Genomic DNA, 18,443 nt, shown 5'->3' with positions numbered 1-18,443 from the left:
AATTACACGCATTAGGGGTGCTCTAGAAAAGCTGAGAGTACATAAAGTACAACCCTTTGAACCTGATATTGTTAAAGCAAGCGTAGGGAAATATATGTATATAAATATTGAAGAATGCTTCGGCTTCATTGCGTTAATTGCATCTCTAATTGGATTATCACCTCAAGTATATAAAGCATATATCACTAAAGTTACTCGTGATGTATCGATGTTAATGTTAGTAAACTATCTTATTTGTTCATTGTCTTGGATTGGCTATGGTCTTTACCAGAGCTCAATTTTTGTGGTGCTTAGCAATATTGCTGGATTAGTGATTAGCATAATATCAATTATTCAAAAATGTTACTACGATGCAAAACCTGCACCATGATCATGTGCTGCACTGCAGTACACAACAACAATATCGTTCTATTGTAGTGCTAAATGGAAAAATACCGAGCTCATCGTTTTTTAAACGAGATATACCTATTATTGCTGTAGATGGAGGAGCAAACAAGCTTCTATCAATTGGCGTAAAACCTGATCTTGTAGTAGGAGATTTGGATAGCGTAAATCTGGATTTACGTGCTAATTTGAATACGATATATCTACCTGATCAAGATTATTGCGACTTTTCTAAAGCAATGGCTCACTTAAAAACAGTAAAGTTATTGCCATCAATAGTAACGGGTATTACTGGAGGAGCAATTGATCACATACTACAGAATATTAACATTTTTCTAAGTACGGGCAGTATCTTTTACACACCTTCACCTCCCATGGTAGGTTACACTTTACAAAAAGGTATTACCCATTTTTTTTCTTTGCCAAAAAATACTAAAATATCTTTACTTGGTATACCGAGAGCTCAAATATCAACTAAAGGATTAAAATGGGAACTGCACCTTAGTAATCTTGCTTTTCCGGGAAAAAATTCTTGCTTTAATCGAAGTTTAGGCAATAAGGTATCCGTAGAAGTACACAGTGGTATATGTCTAGCAATGATTTATTTAGAGACAGTAGATGATGCTGCAAGACATCATGTGCGTCAAGTTAAGAAGTAAATAGACTTCTTGCATAACCCAAACTAAGTAGAAAAAAGGTATCATCCAAGTAGCTGACACTGGTTCCTTTATGACGTGTCATTCCAGTTTCAGCTACTTGAATGACAGCAGTCCTACGTCATACCGCCGCGGTATCTCTTAGCCGCTAACAAGCAGCGGGATGACGAATTGCTTAACCATCATCTACACCGTCATACCGCGATTCATTCGCGGTATCTCTTAACATAGATCCCCTACTATACCTTAACATAGATCCCGCTAACACGTAGCGGGATGACGATTGTCGTTTAGCTATAAACATTAAGAAATTTACCAAACGAAAAAAAAGGCAAAAGAAGCCCTGAGGTTATTATCCGCTTTAAAATATTGGCGTTTTTTATGTTTTAAACGCTTGAAAAGCGAGATTCAGCCGCTTTTAATTGCAACTAACTTACGCTGCAAACGTTTAAGAAATTTACTAAGCAGAAAAAAAGACAAAGAATCCCCGAGTTAGCTAGTCTTTTACTATCTCTGTCGAGTATTGGCATTTTTTGATGTCTTGTAACGCTTTATAAGCGCGTTCAGCTTATTTAGATAAAAATCTAGATGTAGATGAAGTTTTGTAAAGACATACAGTATCTATATACTGCAAAAAATTGAACATAAGACGCCGATACATTAAGTAATCCTTACCTTTTAATCTGCAGATTGGCGAAAGCAAATACAATAGCTTCAGTTTCATGATAGGGGAGCTGGCGGAGTTTGTCAAGCAAGTTTTTTCGTTTCTACTGAATGACAGTTGTGGCTTGGGAGGTAGTGCAAGAAGTCTATTGTATTACTGAATTATTAATAATCTAGTAATAGTGCCTGCTATGTAGCTAAAATTTTCCTTTAACTTAAGCTATATGTAGCTAAAATAACTTGGGTTTACCGACGATTTGACAAACGACAAATTCGTCATCCCGCTACTTGTTAGCGGGATCTAGAGATATCGCAGCGGTATGACCCTGACTTGCATTAGCTATGTATAATAAAGGGAATCTATGACAAAAGAATCATTGGTAAAAACTGATATAGTGAAAGTTGAAGACAAAAAGGCGGTAAGAAGCTTTTTTAAAATACTAGGTGGAGTGGCAGATGCTGTAAGATCGTGGATTGGTAACATCAGTCCTGATTTAAGCAACAGTCGCGATATCGATAGTTTAGTCTTGAAGATGAACGAGTGCTTAAATCCAAAGGGAGGGGAGGTTTCAGCACGTAAAAACGCTGTATCTCTTGGTAACTTGTACTTAAGCTTATCAGAGAAAGGTAAAATAAAATTTCTACAAACCCTGGCAGAAAAATTTAATCCGAATAAAGCGGAAATAGATGAGAAAATTAGAGAGTATAAGAAAAACCAAGATCCCGAGTTAAACTATAAATTTGAACAGGATTTAATAAAAATTCTTGAATCACCGCGTTCTAAAATATTGAAGCAATTTATTTCTTTACCAGAAGGCCTTAAGTTTATTGTTGATATGCGTTCTGACGTGCTTAAGCTAAAGAACCAATATAGAAGCTTGAATCCACTAGAAAGCGAATTAAAAAATATACTCTATACTTGGGTTGATGTTGATCTACTTGATCTTCGTCAAATCATCTGGGATTCACCTGCATCATTGCTAGAAAAACTTATAAAATATGAAGCTGTGCATAAAATTTCCTCTTGGGATGACTTAAAAAACAGGCTGGGTCTCTGTTTTGCTTTTTTTCATTACAAGATACCAAACGAACCTCTAATTTTTGTAGAGGTTGCATTGGTGGATAAGATTGCAGATAGTATTCAACACCTTTTAGATGAGTCAGTACCTTCAAATGATCCGAGTAATGCAAGCACTGCTATATTCTATTCAATATCAAACACTCAAGCAGGGTTATCTGGAATCAGCCTTGGTAATTTTTTGATCAAAAGGGTTGTAGAAAAGCTATCACAGGAGTTTAAAAGTATAAAAACATATGCAACTCTTTCTCCAATACCTGGCTTTACGAAATGGCTAAAAAACAATCTAAACCAAGATGTCACTTTATTGGGCAAACTAAATATAAAACAATCTAGTGCAGAAATTTTAGAAAGTGCAGAGCAATTAAAAATTAACGTTGAATGTATAAATGAAACTAAACAATGCATGCTTAAACTATGTGCATATTATTTACTAAAAGTGAATAATAGTAATGGGAATGCTTATGATCCGGTGGCGCATTTTCATTTAAGCAATGGTGCATCGATAAAACAATTAAACTGGATGGCGGATACTTCTGAAAAAGGTATTAGTCAGTCGGCTGGAATGATGGTAAATTATCTGTATGAGTTGCCTAAAATAGATAATAATCATGAAAACTATATGGTTAATAAAGTGATTTCCTGCTCGAAAAAAGTGTCGTCTATGTTGAAGGAGTAAATAGTCTCTTAATAAAGGATTGCCCTCACAACACTTAAAATGTAAAATGGTTCTACTTAAGTAAAATAGCCATAAATGAACAACATAAGAAATTTTGCAATAATAGCGCATATAGACCACGGTAAGTCAACGCTTGCTGACCGTTTAATAGAGGAATGTAACGGCCTTGAAGCAAGAGAAATGATCAATCAAATACTCGATTCAATGGATATAGAACGTGAACGTGGGATTACAATTAAGGCACAGACGGTAAAACTCAATTATACGGCAAACGACGGTAATCAATATTGCCTAAATCTCATGGACACCCCAGGTCACGTTGACTTTTCTTACGAGGTAAGCCGAAGCTTAGCCGCATGTGAAGGTTCACTTTTAGTGGTAGATAGTAGCCAGGGCGTTGAAGCACAAACCCTTGCAAATGTATATAAAGCTATTGACAACAACCATGAAATAATAGTTGTGCTCAATAAAGTTGATCTTCCTGCTGCAGATCCAGAAAAGGTAAAACTCCAGGTTGAGGAAGTAATTGGCATTGACGCAAGTGAGTCAGTTTTAATATCAGCAAAAACTGGACTTGGAATAAAAGATGTACTGGAAGCAATAGTAGCAAAACTTCCAGCTCCTCAAGGTGATGTAAATGCTCCACTGCAAGCAATTTTGGTTGATAGTTGGTATGACACTTACTTAGGAGTAGTAATTTTAGTGCGAGTTAAAAATGGAGTGCTAAAAAAAGGCATGAGAATTGTTATGATGTCTAATAATGCTACATATCAGATAGATAATATCGGTATTTTCACCCCTAAAAAAGTGATGACGGGTGAACTTTCAGCGGGTGAAGTTGGTTTTATAACTGCTTCAATGAAGGAAGTAGCAGACTGCAAGGTAGGAGACACTATCACTGAGGAAAAGAGACCTTGTAGTGAAGCACTTCCTGGATTTAAAGAAGTGCATCCTGTGGTATTTTGTAGCATTTTCCCTCACAAAACGGATGATTTTAAATATCTAAGGGAAGCTCTAGAGAAGTTACATTTAAATGATGCAAGTTTTACCTTCGAAGCTGAAACTTCAAATGCACTAGGCTATGGATTTCGTTGTGGTTTTTTGGGAATGTTGCATCTTGAAGTTATTCAAGAAAGACTCGAGAGAGAGTTTGATTTAGATCTAACAGCAACTGCACCGAGTGTTATATATAGGGTTACAACACGAAGTGGTGAAGTTTTGAATATTCATAACCCAAGTGATATGCCAGATCCAACGAAAATTGAAATTGTGGAAGAACCGTGGATTACCGCAACCATAATGGTTCCTGATCAATACTTAGGTGATATTCTATCTCTATGTGAAGAAAGGAGGGGAGAACAGGAGGATTTATCTTACATTGGTAACACAACAACAGCATTGTTAAGATATAAATTACCACTGTCTGAAGTTGTTTTTGACTTTTATGATCGATTAAAATCAATTTCCAAAGGATATGCAAGTTTGGATTGGGAAATTTCCAGCTATCTGGTAAGCCAAATAGATAAATTAAGCTTTTTAATTAATGGAGAGCCCGTAGATGCACTGGCTTGTATCGTTCACAAAAGTAGGGCAGAAAAAAGGGGGCGTGAAATATGTGCACGCTTGAAGGATTTAATACCACGTCAGCAATATAAAATCGCGATTCAAGCGGCAGTGGGCGGAAAAATTATTGCCAGAGAAACGATTAACCCATACAGAAAAGATGTAACAGCTAAACTCTATGGTGGAGATGTAACGCGAAGAATGAAACTACTTGAAAAGCAAAAGAAGGGTAAAAAAAGGTTACATTCTATAGGGAACGTAAATATTCCACAGAATGCTTTTATTCAAGCCTTGAAGATAAGTGATTGATCTTAAAAGACTTCTTGTATAGTTTTTGGCAACAACCGTTAGAAACGAAAAAACTTACTTGACAAACTCCGCCAGCCCCCTTATCATGAAACTGAAGCTATTTATTTATCTTCTCTGTACAGATTAAATGACAAAAAAACTCACGTATCTGGCGTCTCATGTTTAATTTTTTGCACTATGTGCACCTTATGTCTTTATAAAACTTCTACCTACATAAGCTGAAACGCGCTTATAAAGCGTTTAAAACATAAAAAAACGCCAACTTAAAAAATGGATAGTGAATAACTAGCTACCCTAGGGTTTCTTTTGCCTTTTTTTTCATTTGGTAAATTTCTTAATGTTTATGGCTAAACGACAACCGTCATCCCGCTACTTGTTAGCGGCTGAGATACCGCGGCGGTATGACGTAGGACTGCTGTCATCCCAGTGCTTGACACTGGGATCCAGTTGAGCTATTTCAACAAAAATACTGCATTTGAGATGAACGTTCCAGACTTATTTATAAATATAACAATTAAAGTCTGGATTCCAGCGTCAAGCACTGGAATAATATCGTTTACTATGTCTATATTACAATATTTGTGCAGTTGTGTGTCAACTACTTTTGTGGCACCGTTTGTTATTCAATCTTTATGCTAGTTTTACTAAAAATTATAGTATTTTAGGTATAATTGCAATATCTAAATTTAAGGTATAGAGATGAACCCTAGGAAAGTTTTTAATATTCTTTTTATAGTATTATTTATTTCTTTTTCTCATGTTGGGAGTGCTGCCGCTGACACTAATACTGATACAACTGCTCAAGTAATATGTAACATTATTGGCTACGTTTGGGGAATAGGCGGACCGCTTATGACCGTAGTGATAATAGGTGCAGCTTTGCTTGCGATATTTGGTAGAATGCCATGGCCAGCTCTTTTTGCACTCGGTATATTTTGTGCTGTATTTTTCGGTGCTAAAACTATCGTCATAAAAGTAATGGGTGGTATAGGCGGCACTGGAAATACTTCTTTGATGGACCAATGCGGAACAGGAGACACAAAAAAGAACTATTTTTTTCTAAAACAGACCTGATGCACGGCTTCAACTATATCTTCCACTTGCGGTAATGCTTTTTTTTCTAGATTTGCAGCGTAAGGTAAGGGGATGTCCTTGCCAGTTACACGTACAACTGGAGCATCAAGGTAGTCAAATCCTTGTTCCATAACAACGGCTGACAGCTCTGCTCCTATTCCTGCAAATGGCCATCCTTCTTCTACACTAACTAACCTATTAGTCTTCTGAATAGAGTTAATAACAGTTTGAGTGTCAAGTGGTCTTAAGGTTCTGAGGTCAATAACTTCAGCTTCTATACCTTTACTCGAAAGTAAATCTGCTGCATTTAAGGCATCCATTAATTTTAATGAAAAAGCAGTGATAGTTACATCCTTTCCTTCCCGTATAACAGCAGCTTTGCCTATCTCAAGTAGATAATCTTTGTTTGATAGCTCAGAGTCAGAAACTTCATGCTCATGTCCATAAGCTATTTCGTTTTCTAGAAATATTACCGGATTAGGGTCACGAATTGCAGCTTTAAGCAGACCTCTGCAATCTGAGGCAAAATAGGGTGCTATTACTTTTAACCCCGGTATATGCGAATACCAAGCTGCAAAGCATTGAGAATGTTGTGCAGCAACTCTTGCTGCAGCGCCATTTGGTCCACGAAATACTATAGGGCATCCAAGTTGTCCGCCTGACATATAATTTGTTTTTGCTGCGGAATTCACAATTTGGTCAATAGCTTGCATAGAAAAATTAAAAGTCATAAACTCGACTATTGGCTTTAATCCAGCAAATGCCGCTCCAACAGCAAGGCCAGCAAATCCATGTTCGGTAATAGGCGTATCAACTATTCTGTTTTCTCCAAACTCTTTCAGTAATCCTTTCGTTACTTTATAAGCACCATCATACTCTGCAACTTCTTCACCCATGATAAGCACATCAGAGTCGTTTTGCATTTCTTCTCTAATTGCTGTGCATAAAGCTTCTCTTACACTTAAGGTTGCCATTTATAAACTTTTATAGACTTTAACTAAAGTAACTATATCAGAATTACTGGGGGTAAGTAAAGTGTACAAATTAAGTTTTACAAACATCATGACCAACTCATTCCAAAAAAAAATCTTCTCACGCTTGCTGGTTTTGGTTGCTAAAAATGATTGTATTGCTTGTGTTTTTAATAATATATACTGCTAAGTTAATAATAATTCACTTGGGAATAACAGAAAAATACATGATAATTTTATATTTCAAATAGAATAAAATCCTTTTTATTGATACTGTCTTTTTTTGTAAAAAACATTCCTAACTTTTCCACCACTTTTTCTGGCTAAGGTCAGTATAACTTTTGCTTGAAATAACTGTTTATATGGTGCAATTTACAGCTTTTAGTTGCTAAAATTATAACTCTTAATTTAATAATTTTAATCCAATAAGCTTTCAGGTTAATAAAATTAAATTATTTGAGTAAATGCAATACCATGTCTTTATTTGTGGGTAATAATAAGAATAACGAAGGTTGGCTCAGCTACACTTCTATAATTTCAATTTTTATGTTTACCGTATAAAAGAAGTTTCTTCTATCTGTGTCTTCGCGTTTGAAACTAACTTTATTCTATCTCTTTCTTGTTCTGGACTTAACCTGTGAAGCGCGTAACTGAAATCTTCCTCACTCACTATAAGCCGTCTTTGCGCACCAGCGCTAATTTTTGCTTCATTCACTAATTGCTCTAACTCAGCCCCAGAATAGCCTTCAGTCTTGTCTGCAATGTTTTGGAGGCTTAGCTTTTCATCAGTTTTTGTACCTCGCATATAAAGTGCCAATATCTTTTGTCTCACCTCTATGTTTGGATTAGGGACATAAACCTTCTGACCTAAACGTCCAGGTCTAATAAGTGCTGGATCTATACCACCGATAAGGTTAGTTGCACCAATTACTATTATATCTTTTCTGCTCTTAAATCCATCTATTTCAGTTAACAACTGTGTTAAACTCTCTCGACAATGGTAAGCTGAGTTATTAGCGGTACTTCTTTTTTGTGCAACTGCATCTATTTCATCTATAAAGACTATACAAGGAGAATATTTTTTTGCTATTTTAAAAAGCTCGCGTACAGCATGTGCACCATGACCAATATATACTCCAATAAGTTCAGGACCTGAGATGCTTATGAAATTCATATTTGATTCACCTGCAATTGCACGAGCGATAAGTGTTTTACCATTTCCAGGAGGGCCATATAATATGTAACCTCTTAGTGAATTAATACTTTTATTTCCAAACAGCTTGCGCATTTCTTCTGTCATTTGGTCACAGCAAATCATCTGCAACCGTTGTTTTAAGGAGTCATCAATTATAGCATCAGCAAATGTTATTCTTTTATCATCTGAATTAGCTAATTCTATCGATATAGGCAGCTCTACTTCCTTTAGTTTGCTGAATACTTGATCATATACAAACCAAACAATAAAAAGGAGAACGACAAGTAACACACAAGGCATAGCTTCACTAACATAATGTGCAGCTAACTCATACCCTTTACTAAGCAACATTGTATGCATATAGGCAAACAAAAAAGCGATAGAGACAATAGTTGCCACGCATAGTAAACAGATTGAAATTCTTTTTAGTAATTCTGAAATTTCAATTTTTTTCATCTTAATACCTTATACCAATTTTAAACTAAGAATAATTTTATCTAGCTTACCTATTTTAGCTTGATTAGAGCGTTCAGAAAAATTATCAAGTACGTACTTTATTAAATACTAAAAACAATATATCACCATATTGTCACATACATCTTTAAAGTTTACCAAATTCATTTTCAAAAAACAAGATTTTATTATTAACCCGAATTCTGGATTAGATTTTAGGTAAATTATTGAAAGTCTTGAATTTTACTAAATTAGTAACTAGTCTTAAAATGCTTACTGCTTTATCGTAAATGCTAAAACAATAAGCTATTGATATTCTTGTTTTTTTTAATCTCCAATCCAGAATTCGGGTTAAAAACGCTAACTTGTATCTTCAAGAAGTAAGACATAATAGCTCTAAAATGTCTTGCAAGGAAAGGTAAAGCTGAACGCTAACTTATGCCAGAAAAATACCGTCTTGTTTGCCTTTTTGAGTAGTATCATCTTATTTTTCCTGTAAATTTTGTTTATAACGCCTAAGATTTACGATATTTTAATCCCGGTAGAATATCTTATAAAATCAGATTATATGTTATACCTATGGAAATAGATAACTTTCAGCAATATTACAACCAAGAAGAAATGAAGACAGTAACATTAGCTCAAATTTATAAAGACTTGGTAATAAAGATATTCGATATAGCCACAAGCAAAATGTAAGCTACTATTAATGGTATTATGGAAATAGCACCAACGATACCACCTACTATACCTACTACCAGAGGTGACGGAGTAGTAAGGCTTAATATAATAAGTGGGAGAGATATAATTGATAGTATTATAGAAATTACACCTACTGTTTTCAGAAGAGATAGAAATCCTTTTGAATCTAAGTGTTCTTTAATTCCCTTAAATAATATAAAGAAAATGCTTATACACATTATAGCACAAAGTATTACTGCTGCTATTTTTATTATAGTTGCTGCTATAAGTGCTGCTAAATAAGCTATATTCATTGCAATTATCACACACCATAATAAAAAAGTCAACTCCATATGTTTAGGTTGTAAAATCCCAAAAAGCAGCCAGAATAGAATAAGCAAACATTTACGAATTGAATTTAGTGCAAACAAGGGTGTTGATATCAACCATACTCTGCAGAATCGCAATATGGTATGACTACATGCTTTTTATTGATTTGATTAACATAATCAGCAGAGAGTTTTGTTTTGCAAAAGATGTCTACAGTAACATACTGCAATTATTTGGAATTGTAGGGCTAGGTGCAATTGTAAGGCCACTTGGTGCATTCATATTTGGTCACGTTGGTGATAGGTATGGAAGGAGGATAGCATTAATAATTACTATCTTGCTAATATCGATACCATCAAGTCTCATTGCATTTATTCCAAGTCACAATCAAGTAGGTATAATTTCTACTATATTGCTTCTTGCAATCCATATAACACAAGGAATTGCACTTGGTGGTGAACAAGGAAGTTCTGTTTATCTTATAGAGCATTTATCCAGTAGGAAAGAGAACTTAGGGATGTATTTTGGAATGATGGGTTTTGGTCGCTCCATTGGCGTCTTGCTTTCTGCGGTGATAGTGATTATCTGCAAAAAAACTACTGATTTTTGTACCTGGGGTTGGAGATTGCCATTTATTTTCTCAGCTATTTTAGGATTAATTAGCGCGTATAGCATATACACATTGGGAGAAACTCCAGCATATGAAAAAAATCGAAAACAAAGAAATTTACCTGATTTGCCAATAATAGAGCTTATAAAACGCCACAAGAGAGCTCTTATACTTGCTATTTTAATATCTGTACCTGTTAATGTTGCTGTTGGATTTACCATATTTCTTCGAACTCTCGCAAAGGAAATAGCATCAGTGGATGTTTATGTAACAACATATATCAACGAAATTGTATTGATTATAACCAGTGTATTAATGCCGATATCTTCAATAGCGTTTGGAATGTTGGCTGATAAAGTTGGAAAAGAGCGCACTGCAATCTTATTTATAGCAATTACAATGGCACTGTGTTGTCCTGCGTTATCTATTGCATATTACTATAAAAATTATCTTGTGATTGCGTTGAGCGTAATGGTTCTCTCTATAACAGAAAGGGGTATAGTTCCCATAGGAATAGTTGCATCTGAACTCTTTCCTACCAATGTTAGATTTAGTGGTGTGAGCTTATCACGCAATATCTCTTATGCGTTACATGGAGGATTTACTCCTATGGTTTGTATTTGGTTGACTGTAACATTTCCTCAAACAAACCTTGCTGCTGGGCTTTATATAGTCTTCTGCTTGTTGATCAGTGTGGTAGCAATATTGCAAATAAAACCGCAAGATAAAAATTTTGATTTGTGAAAGTTCTCAGTTTTCTCTTAGATTTATACCGTAACCTAAATTAGGTCCTTAGTTTCTCAAAAAAATCCTTTAACAAAAAAGAGCATTCTATTTCTAATATCCCACCATAAACTTCAGGTATATGGCTGCAAAATTGAAATATCTTAGCACCATTTTCAATTCCTCCACCTTTTGGATTATAAGCTCCAAAGTACAATCGTTTAATTCTGGCAAAGGAAATAGCTTGAGCACACATCGGACATGGTTCTAATGTTACGTACATATCAGCATCACAAAGCGTGGGAGTTGAAAATGCTTGTCTGATCGCTAACATCTCTGCATGTGCAGTTGGATCGCTGGATATATTGTGTGCAGAAGAAATGATATTGTCTCCACTCACTATTACAGCACCTATGGGCACCTCATCATTTTTTTGAGCGAGTTTGGCTTGCTCTATGGCAAGCTCCATATATTGATACTTAAACACTAGGCACTTATTTCTTATCAATTGCTGCTTTAACGAACGACACGAAAAGAGGATGAGGAGAAAACGGCTTTGATTGAAATTCTGGATGAAACTGCACACCAATAAACCACGGATGACTCTCTAACTCCACTGCCTCTATGCACGTTCCATCTTCTGATATGCCACTGCATAGCAGCCCATTTTTTTCCAAATCATCTTTATAATCTGAATTGATTATGTATCTATGCCTGTGTCTTTCTGAAATAGTAGTGTTACTATATGCATCCATCATTTTAGAGTTTGCATTTATATTACATTTGTATGCCCCAAGTCTCATGGTTCCACCAAGATCGTCATCTTGATCGCCAGCTAACTTAACGATTGGATGTTTACAGTTACGAAATTCTTCAGAGTGTGCATCTTCAAGCTTAACAACATTACGAGCAAATTCAATAATTGCAAGCTGCATACCAAGGCAAATTCCGAAAAATGGGATATTATTTGTACGGGCATAATTTATTGCTAATATTTTACCCTCTACTCCGTCATCACCAAACCCCCCTGGAACAAGGATTGCATGAGAATTCTGTAATTTCTCTCCTATAGGTTTTTCTTCCTTCTCTCTTGAGTTAACCCAATTTATCTTTACTTTGACTTTATTACTAATTGCACCATGATTTAATGCTTCAACCAGTGATTTGTATGCATCAGGGAATTCGGTGTATTTTCCCACTATAGATACAGTAACTTCCTGTGTTGGGTGCCTTATGGAATGCACTATTTGATCCCATTCAGTCAAGCTTGGTTTTGGCTTACTTAAATGAAAGTGCTCCAAAATTTGCGTATCAAGCCCACATTGGCTATACAACACCGGTAACTCATATATATGACTCACATCAGGGGCAGGTATCACATTGGATAAAGAAACATTGCAAAGCTTAGCTATTTTCTCTCTTTGATTATCGAAAATTTCTTTCTCACTGCGGCATAATATAATATCTGGTTGTAACCCCGCGGAATTTAACTCTCGAACTGAATGCTGCGTTGGTTTTGTCTTTAATTCTTGCGCTGCGGCAAGATATGGTATTAAAGTTAAGTGAATAAGGATAACTCTTTGTTTTCCTAATGTGTAGTTAACTTGACGTATAGCCTCCAAAAATGGTTGGCTTTCAATGTCACCTACAGTTCCGCCTATTTCACATATTACAAAATCTAAACCTTCCGTACCATTAAAAATGAACGATTTGATCAAATCTGTCACATGAGGAATGACTTGCACAGTTTTGCCCAGATAATCACCACGCCTCTCTTTCTTCAATAACTCATGATATATCTTACCAGTTGTTATATTGTCATCTTTTGTTGCTTTAATTCCAGTAAAACGCTCATAATGCCCAAGATCCAAATCAGTTTCAGCACCATCCTCGGTCACAAATACCTCTCCGTGCTGAGTTGGGTTCATTGTCCCAGGATCAATGTTGAGATACGGGTCAAGTTTTCTGATACGGATCTTAAAACCGTGAGCTTGAAGAAGCGCACCAACGCTTGAAGCAACTAAGCCTTTACCAAGCGATGACACAACTCCACCTGTAACAAAGATAAATTTAGCTTCCTTCATTAATTTTCAAATGGAACAGAAGTAGGTTCACTTTCTTGCTTTTTTTCTAATATAATTTTCTCTGCAATCGATTTTTTATGTACGTCTTTTGAATATAATCCTGACAATAGCAATGTGTTTATAATAAACAATCCAGCAACAATAGCCGTTATTCTGCTGAGCGGGTTTTCAGAAGATTTCACTGGAATCATCGAATTGACCCCCTGTTGTGTATTACTAAAACCACTTAACGAACTACTTCCAGGCGGCTGCAAGAGCACTAAAATTACTAACACAACAACCAATATTATTTGAAATATACTTAATACCGCTACTGACATTATAGATAGGGCTGAAAATAAAAATCTTAGCAGTACAAAGCACGTAAGTCAAGAACATCTGTCACCCAAATAACTTGAAATCTAAGTATGTATTTACTGCTTACCTTATTTTGATTAACATATGCATAAGACTTTGGGCTTAATATGTATCACATTTTAAAATATAAAGATTATGAACCAAAAATAGACGAAAGTGCTTTCATCGCAGGTGGTTCGCATATCATAGGTAAGGTTGAAATAGGAAGAGATGCAAGCATCTGGTTTAATTGTGTAATCAGAGGGGACGTTGGATCAATAAAAATAGGTAATGGAACAAATATTCAAGATGGAACGGTAATTCATGTGGATAGAAACCCAGGTGGTGACACAATTATTGGCAGCATGGTAACAGTGGGACATTTTTGTGTGTTGCACGCATGCACGGTGCATGATAAGGCGTTTATTGGTATGGGCTCTACCGTGATGGACCATGCAGTTGTGGAGCCTGAAGCTATGGTAGCTGCTGGCTCACTGGTAACACACGGAAAAGTGATAAAAAGTGGGGAAATATGGGCTGGCAGGCCAGCAAAATTCTTCAAAAAAATGTCGAATGAAGAAATTAAACATATTACACAATCAGCACAAAATTATATTATGCTAATGAAAGAATATAAAAACTGAAGTTCGCGTCAAGTGTTTTACTTGACACGTACATTTCGGCTTAACCCTTGTTACTTCTTTTTCCCATTCTCATTTACTTCTTGTGCTTTTGCCCCATCTACTTGAGTACTAGGTAATACTGCATATGTAATACCACCGGCTACGAGTGCAGATGCTACTGCTACACCAATCATTACTAACATCTCTAACTTAACTGTACGTTCAAGTGCAGTAAATGCTATCAGTCCAGCAGCAAGACCCATACCAACAGTAGCAGTGTACCGTGCTCCATTGCCTTGTTTTGGTTGCTCAGTTGTTTTGCTTTTATCTTCTAGTTTTCTATTTTTCTCCTCAGCTTCAGTCAATCGATTTTGTAAGTCTTTTGTTTCATCCTTTTTGGCTTTTAACTGAGCAGCAGTATCATTTGGTGCTGCCTTTAACTGCGCAACTTCATCATTTAGTTTATTTATTTCATCCTTTTTGGCTTTTAACTGAGCAGCAGTATCATTTGGTGCTGCCTTTAACTGCGCAACTTCATCATTTAGTTTATTTATTTCATCCTCTTTGGCTTTTAACTGAGCAGCATTTGGTTGGTTGTTTAACTGTGCTTCCAATTCTGTTATTTTAGCATTTTTCTCTTCTAACTGCTGCTGCAACGCTGTAGAATCTATTGCCTTTAGTTTTTCCACTTCAGCTTCTAAGTCTTGTTTTTCCTGCTGAGCTGTGTCCAATTGATCTTGTAATTCTTGTGTTTTAATTCTCAATTCCTTCTCAGCTTTCTTCTTTGCAGCTTCCAATTCTGTTATTTTAACATTTTTCTCTTCTAACAATTGTACTGTGGGATGGAAAGATAGGGCTTTTACCATAATCCCCTCTTTCCCATCGTTAAAGCCTAACAGATTTTTCATTTCTTCTAGGCGACTAAAACATTTGCCACCCTTTTTCTTAACGGATTTTACATTCATGATTGTATTATCTCCTAGTCCTTCTTGAGGATAAGAACCAGTAATATATAGTTGTTGATCATTTAGCGTACAGCCCACATAAAACTTGTCATCAATTATAGCACCACTCTTATCTACGTTTTTATACTTTTTAAATTCTTCACAATCATCTTTTTTTATAATAAGCACTATTTTATCATCGGCAACATGTATTGTACCATTCTCTAAGCTTAGCATAACGAACCTTAATTATAATTTAACATTACATAATACCCTTAGAACCTAAGGTCAAGTAATATTTTTATCATAGCATAGAAAATTTATGTTCGTAAACAAAAAATTTTGGCGTAAAATTGCCGTAATTGTGCTATAGCTAAAGTAATTTAGGTTTACCGACCATCGTCATTCCGCTGCTTGTTAGCGGGATCTAGAGATACCGCGGCGGTATGACGTTGCTAGCTTAAAGTTTAAAATTGAGAAATATTTATGTTAAAAGAAAAATACGGCTTTAAAGAAGTTGAAGACAAATGCAACATATTGTGGGAAGGCAGTAAAGTTTACAGGTGGAATGGTGAAAAGGATAACACTTTCACTATAGACACACCTCCACCGACAATATCGGGTAAATTGCATATTGGCCATATATTTAGCTATTGCCACACGGACTTTATTGCAAGGTTTCAGCGCATGCTGGGAAAAGATGTGTTTTACCCAATTGGGTTTGATGATAATGGGCTTCCCACTGAAAGATTGGTTGAGCAAACCTATAAAACCCGCGCAAAAGAAGTTGGCAGGGAAAAATTGATAGAGATGTGCCATGAGGTTATTGAAAAATCAAAGCAAGAATTCAAGGAACTATTTAAATCGGTCGGCATTAGTTATGACTGGGATTTGGAATATCACACGATCAGCAAGGAAACTGTGACGCTTTCACAGATGTCGTTTATTGATCTATATAATAAAGGATATGCATATAGAAAAATGCAGCCCATCCTTTGGGACCCGGTTGATAAAACAGCAATTGCGCAAGCAGAAATAGAAGATAAAGTTTTTGAGTCATCCTTAAATACGATAGTTTTCTCTACTGAAGAAAATGAGCAGATCAACATTGCAACTACGCGACCTGAGTTACTTCCAGCATGTGTTGCAGTTTTTTGTCATCCAGAGGATGCGCGCTACACCCATCTGATCGGAAAAACAACCGTGGTGCCGATCACAGAGACAAAAGTTCCAATAATAGCTGATGATAAGGTTAAAATAGATAAAGGCACTGGGCTTGTTATGTGCTGTACGTTTGGTGATGAACTCGACATATATTGGCAGCAAAAGCATAATCTACCGATGAAAATTATCATCGATCAGGATGGGAGGATGAGCCTTCATTCAGTACATGGTCAGAAGGAAGAAATATGGATCCCAGTGTCTGGGCACTGGGATGACACCATAGGGGCTACTGGGATGACAGGAGAAAGGGCTACTCAGATGACAAAGGAAGGTGGGTGTGATCAGAAAGAAGAATGGATCCCAGTGTCAGCTACTCGGATGACAGACGATATACTAAATGAAATAAATGGATTGAAAGTTACAGCAGCAAGAAAGCGGATAATCGAAATCCTAACTGAAAAAGGACTTTTGGTAGAAAGCACTAACATTTCTCATTCTGTTAAGTGTGCAGAAAGATCTGGTGCACCACTTGAGATATTGCCTACTTATCAATGGTTTATCAAGACCTTAGAGCAAAAAGCTCAAATATTAGATAAAGTAAAAGAATGCAATTGGCACCCAAGCAATATGCGTAAACGCATGGAAGTGTGGATAGAAGGGCTAAATTGGGACTGGTGCATCTCAAGGCAGCGCTATTTTGGTGTGCCATTTCCAGCGTGGTATTCCAAGCGTAAAGGAGAAGAGGGCAAAATCATCCTAGCTGAAATAAAGGCCCTACCTATAGATCCATCGAAAGATTTACCAAAAGGGTATAGCAAAGAAGAGATTATCCCAGATCAAGATGTAATGGATACTTGGGCCACAAGTTCAATTACTCCTCAACTAAGTGCACTGGCAGTAAACAGTGAGTTTAGCTTACCAAATCATCGCTATGATACGATATTTCCTGCAGATCTGCGCAGCCAGAGCCATGAGATAATAAGAACTTGGGCTTTTTATACTATTTTAAAGGCACATTATCATGCAAATTCTTTACCTTGGAAAAACATTATGATCAGCGGTTGGTGTTTAGCAGATGATAAGAAAAAGATGAGTAAATCAAAGGGTAACATCATCACTCCTCATATAATACTTGAAACTTATGGAGCTGATGTAGTGCGCTATTGGGCAGCGAACTCAAGGCTTGGAGTTGATACAGTCTACTCTGAAAATACATTCAAAATTGGCAAGCGCCTCGTTACAAAACTTTGGAACGCTAGCAAGTTCGTTTCCATGTTCATGGAAAAGCATCAAGTGATGAGCATAAATTCTGCTCACGAGACAATGGATAAGTGGATATTGTCTAAGTTATACAAAGTTATAGAAAGAGCAACAAATAACCTATTACAGTTTGAATACTGCGAAGCTTTGGGCGCAATAGAGGAATTTTTTTGGAAGGATTTTTGTGATAGTTACTTGGAGTTAGTAAAAAAACGTGCGTACGGAAGCAGTGAAGCAACCTTAAGCGCAAAACAAAGCTTGGCGTATGTGTTAAATGTTATTTTGCGGTTATTTGCACCTTTCTTGCCATACATTACAGAAGAGATATACCACCAGTTGTATAGTTATAATTCTGTACACAATCAAAGTAATTGGCCAAGCAAAGAAGAACTTATCTACGATAAATATTCAGAGGAAATGGGAGATAATGTTATTCAGATATTAAACATTATCAGAAAGATAAAGGCAGATAATAATGTATCAGTTAAGCATCTGATAAAAAAGTTGATGATAAAAGCAGATCTACGAAAGGATAAGTTGGATCAATCCGCACAGAATGATTTGCAGGCAGTTTGCAATGCGGAAACGATAGAGTGGATGCAGTCTGAGCTTGAAACTGAAGACGAGAAATACATAGTGAATATAGATTTATATTGATTTTTA

Annotated in this window: 15 protein-coding genes and 1 riboswitch; of the genes, 9 read left to right on the top strand and 6 right to left on the bottom strand. The window is 36.1% G+C overall.

The features are described 5' to 3' along the window. Nucleotides 1–3: 3 nt before the first annotated feature. Nucleotides 4–106: riboswitch (TPP riboswitch) on the top strand. From L0Z58_RS02360 to L0Z58_RS02340, 5 genes are all read left to right on the top strand, one after another. Then, a complete protein-coding gene (locus tag L0Z58_RS02360; protein ID WP_006280002.1) occupies nt 95–370 on the top strand; it encodes a SemiSWEET family sugar transporter in 276 nt (91 codons plus the stop codon). Its footprint overlaps the riboswitch before it by 12 nt. Then, the gene (locus L0Z58_RS02355) at nt 351–1,043 is read left to right on the top strand and encodes a thiamine diphosphokinase (protein WP_010962623.1); all 693 of its coding nucleotides are present in this window, start codon (nt 351–353) and stop codon (nt 1,041–1,043) included. The genes L0Z58_RS02360 and L0Z58_RS02355 overlap by 20 nt, the downstream gene beginning before the upstream one ends. A gap of 1,022 nt (nt 1,044–2,065) precedes the next feature. Continuing rightward, complete coding sequence (locus L0Z58_RS02350) at nt 2,066–3,460, top strand: malonyl-CoA decarboxylase (RefSeq protein ID WP_010962622.1); 1,395 nt, start codon at nt 2,066–2,068, stop codon at nt 3,458–3,460. A gap of 75 nt (nt 3,461–3,535) precedes the next feature. Next, nucleotides 3,536–5,332, top strand: a complete 1,797-nt coding sequence (lepA, locus tag L0Z58_RS02345; RefSeq protein ID WP_010082651.1) for a translation elongation factor 4 — start codon at nt 3,536–3,538, stop codon at nt 5,330–5,332. Between the two features lie 699 nt (nt 5,333–6,031). Further along, nucleotides 6,032–6,406 (top strand): TrbC/VirB2 family protein, encoded by a 375-nt coding sequence (locus L0Z58_RS02340; RefSeq protein ID WP_006279664.1) that lies wholly within the window; start codon nt 6,032–6,034, stop codon nt 6,404–6,406. Here the strand turns inward: L0Z58_RS02340 and L0Z58_RS02335 are convergent. Then, nucleotides 6,382–7,380, bottom strand: coding sequence for a pyruvate dehydrogenase complex E1 component subunit beta (locus L0Z58_RS02335; protein WP_010962621.1), 999 nt, complete (start codon nt 7,378–7,380; stop codon nt 6,382–6,384). The two genes, L0Z58_RS02340 and L0Z58_RS02335, sit on opposite strands and share 25 nt — an antisense overlap. Before the next feature lie 547 nt (nt 7,381–7,927). After that, nucleotides 7,928–9,028 (bottom strand): ATP-binding protein, encoded by a 1,101-nt coding sequence (locus tag L0Z58_RS02330; protein WP_010962620.1) that lies wholly within the window; start codon nt 9,026–9,028, stop codon nt 7,928–7,930. Nucleotides 9,029–9,742: 714 nt separating this feature from the next. On the opposite strand from L0Z58_RS02330, the gene L0Z58_RS02325 reads away from it, so the two are divergent. After that, nucleotides 9,743–10,009, top strand: coding sequence for a hypothetical protein (locus L0Z58_RS02325; protein WP_022626274.1), 267 nt, complete (start codon nt 9,743–9,745; stop codon nt 10,007–10,009). A 118-nt stretch (nt 10,010–10,127) separates the two neighbouring features. After that, the gene (locus L0Z58_RS02320) at nt 10,128–11,390 is read left to right on the top strand and encodes an MFS transporter (protein WP_010962618.1); all 1,263 of its coding nucleotides are present in this window, start codon (nt 10,128–10,130) and stop codon (nt 11,388–11,390) included. A gap of 40 nt (nt 11,391–11,430) precedes the next feature. Here the strand turns inward: L0Z58_RS02320 and L0Z58_RS02315 are convergent, their stop codons facing one another. Genes L0Z58_RS02315 through secG form a run of 3 tightly spaced genes read right to left on the bottom strand, consistent with a single transcriptional unit; the run spans nt 11,431 to nt 13,773 of the window. Then, nucleotides 11,431–11,838, bottom strand: coding sequence for a nucleoside deaminase (locus L0Z58_RS02315; RefSeq protein WP_010962617.1), 408 nt, complete (start codon nt 11,836–11,838; stop codon nt 11,431–11,433). A 25-nt stretch (nt 11,839–11,863) separates the two neighbouring features. Next, complete coding sequence (locus tag L0Z58_RS02310; protein WP_010962616.1) at nt 11,864–13,453, bottom strand: CTP synthase; 1,590 nt, start codon at nt 13,451–13,453, stop codon at nt 11,864–11,866. After that, a complete protein-coding gene (gene secG, locus L0Z58_RS02305) occupies nt 13,453–13,773 on the bottom strand; it encodes a preprotein translocase subunit SecG (protein ID WP_010962615.1) in 321 nt (106 codons plus the stop codon). Before secG ends, L0Z58_RS02310 begins: the two co-directional genes overlap by 1 nt. Nucleotides 13,774–13,917: 144 nt before the next feature. Here secG and L0Z58_RS02300 point away from each other — a divergent pair, with 144 nt between their 5' ends. Continuing rightward, complete coding sequence (locus L0Z58_RS02300) at nt 13,918–14,433, top strand: gamma carbonic anhydrase family protein (RefSeq protein WP_010962614.1); 516 nt, start codon at nt 13,918–13,920, stop codon at nt 14,431–14,433. A 50-nt stretch (nt 14,434–14,483) separates the two neighbouring features. Here the strand turns inward: L0Z58_RS02300 and L0Z58_RS02295 are convergent, their stop codons facing one another. Further along, nucleotides 14,484–15,593 (bottom strand): coiled-coil domain-containing protein, encoded by a 1,110-nt coding sequence (locus tag L0Z58_RS02295; RefSeq protein ID WP_022626277.1) that lies wholly within the window; start codon nt 15,591–15,593, stop codon nt 14,484–14,486. 249 nt (nt 15,594–15,842) lie between these two features. Between L0Z58_RS02295 and L0Z58_RS02290 the strand changes: the two genes are divergently transcribed. After that, nucleotides 15,843–18,437, top strand: a complete 2,595-nt coding sequence (locus L0Z58_RS02290; RefSeq protein WP_010962612.1) for a valine--tRNA ligase — start codon at nt 15,843–15,845, stop codon at nt 18,435–18,437. The last annotated feature ends 6 nt before the right edge of the window (nt 18,438–18,443 follow it).

The organism is Wolbachia endosymbiont of Aedes aegypti (assembly GCF_021496215.1).
Lineage (GTDB): Bacteria > Pseudomonadota > Alphaproteobacteria > Rickettsiales > Anaplasmataceae > Wolbachia > Wolbachia pipientis.
The sequence above is the reverse complement of the archived record's forward strand: the minus strand, read 5'-3'. Positions and strand labels throughout refer to the sequence as shown.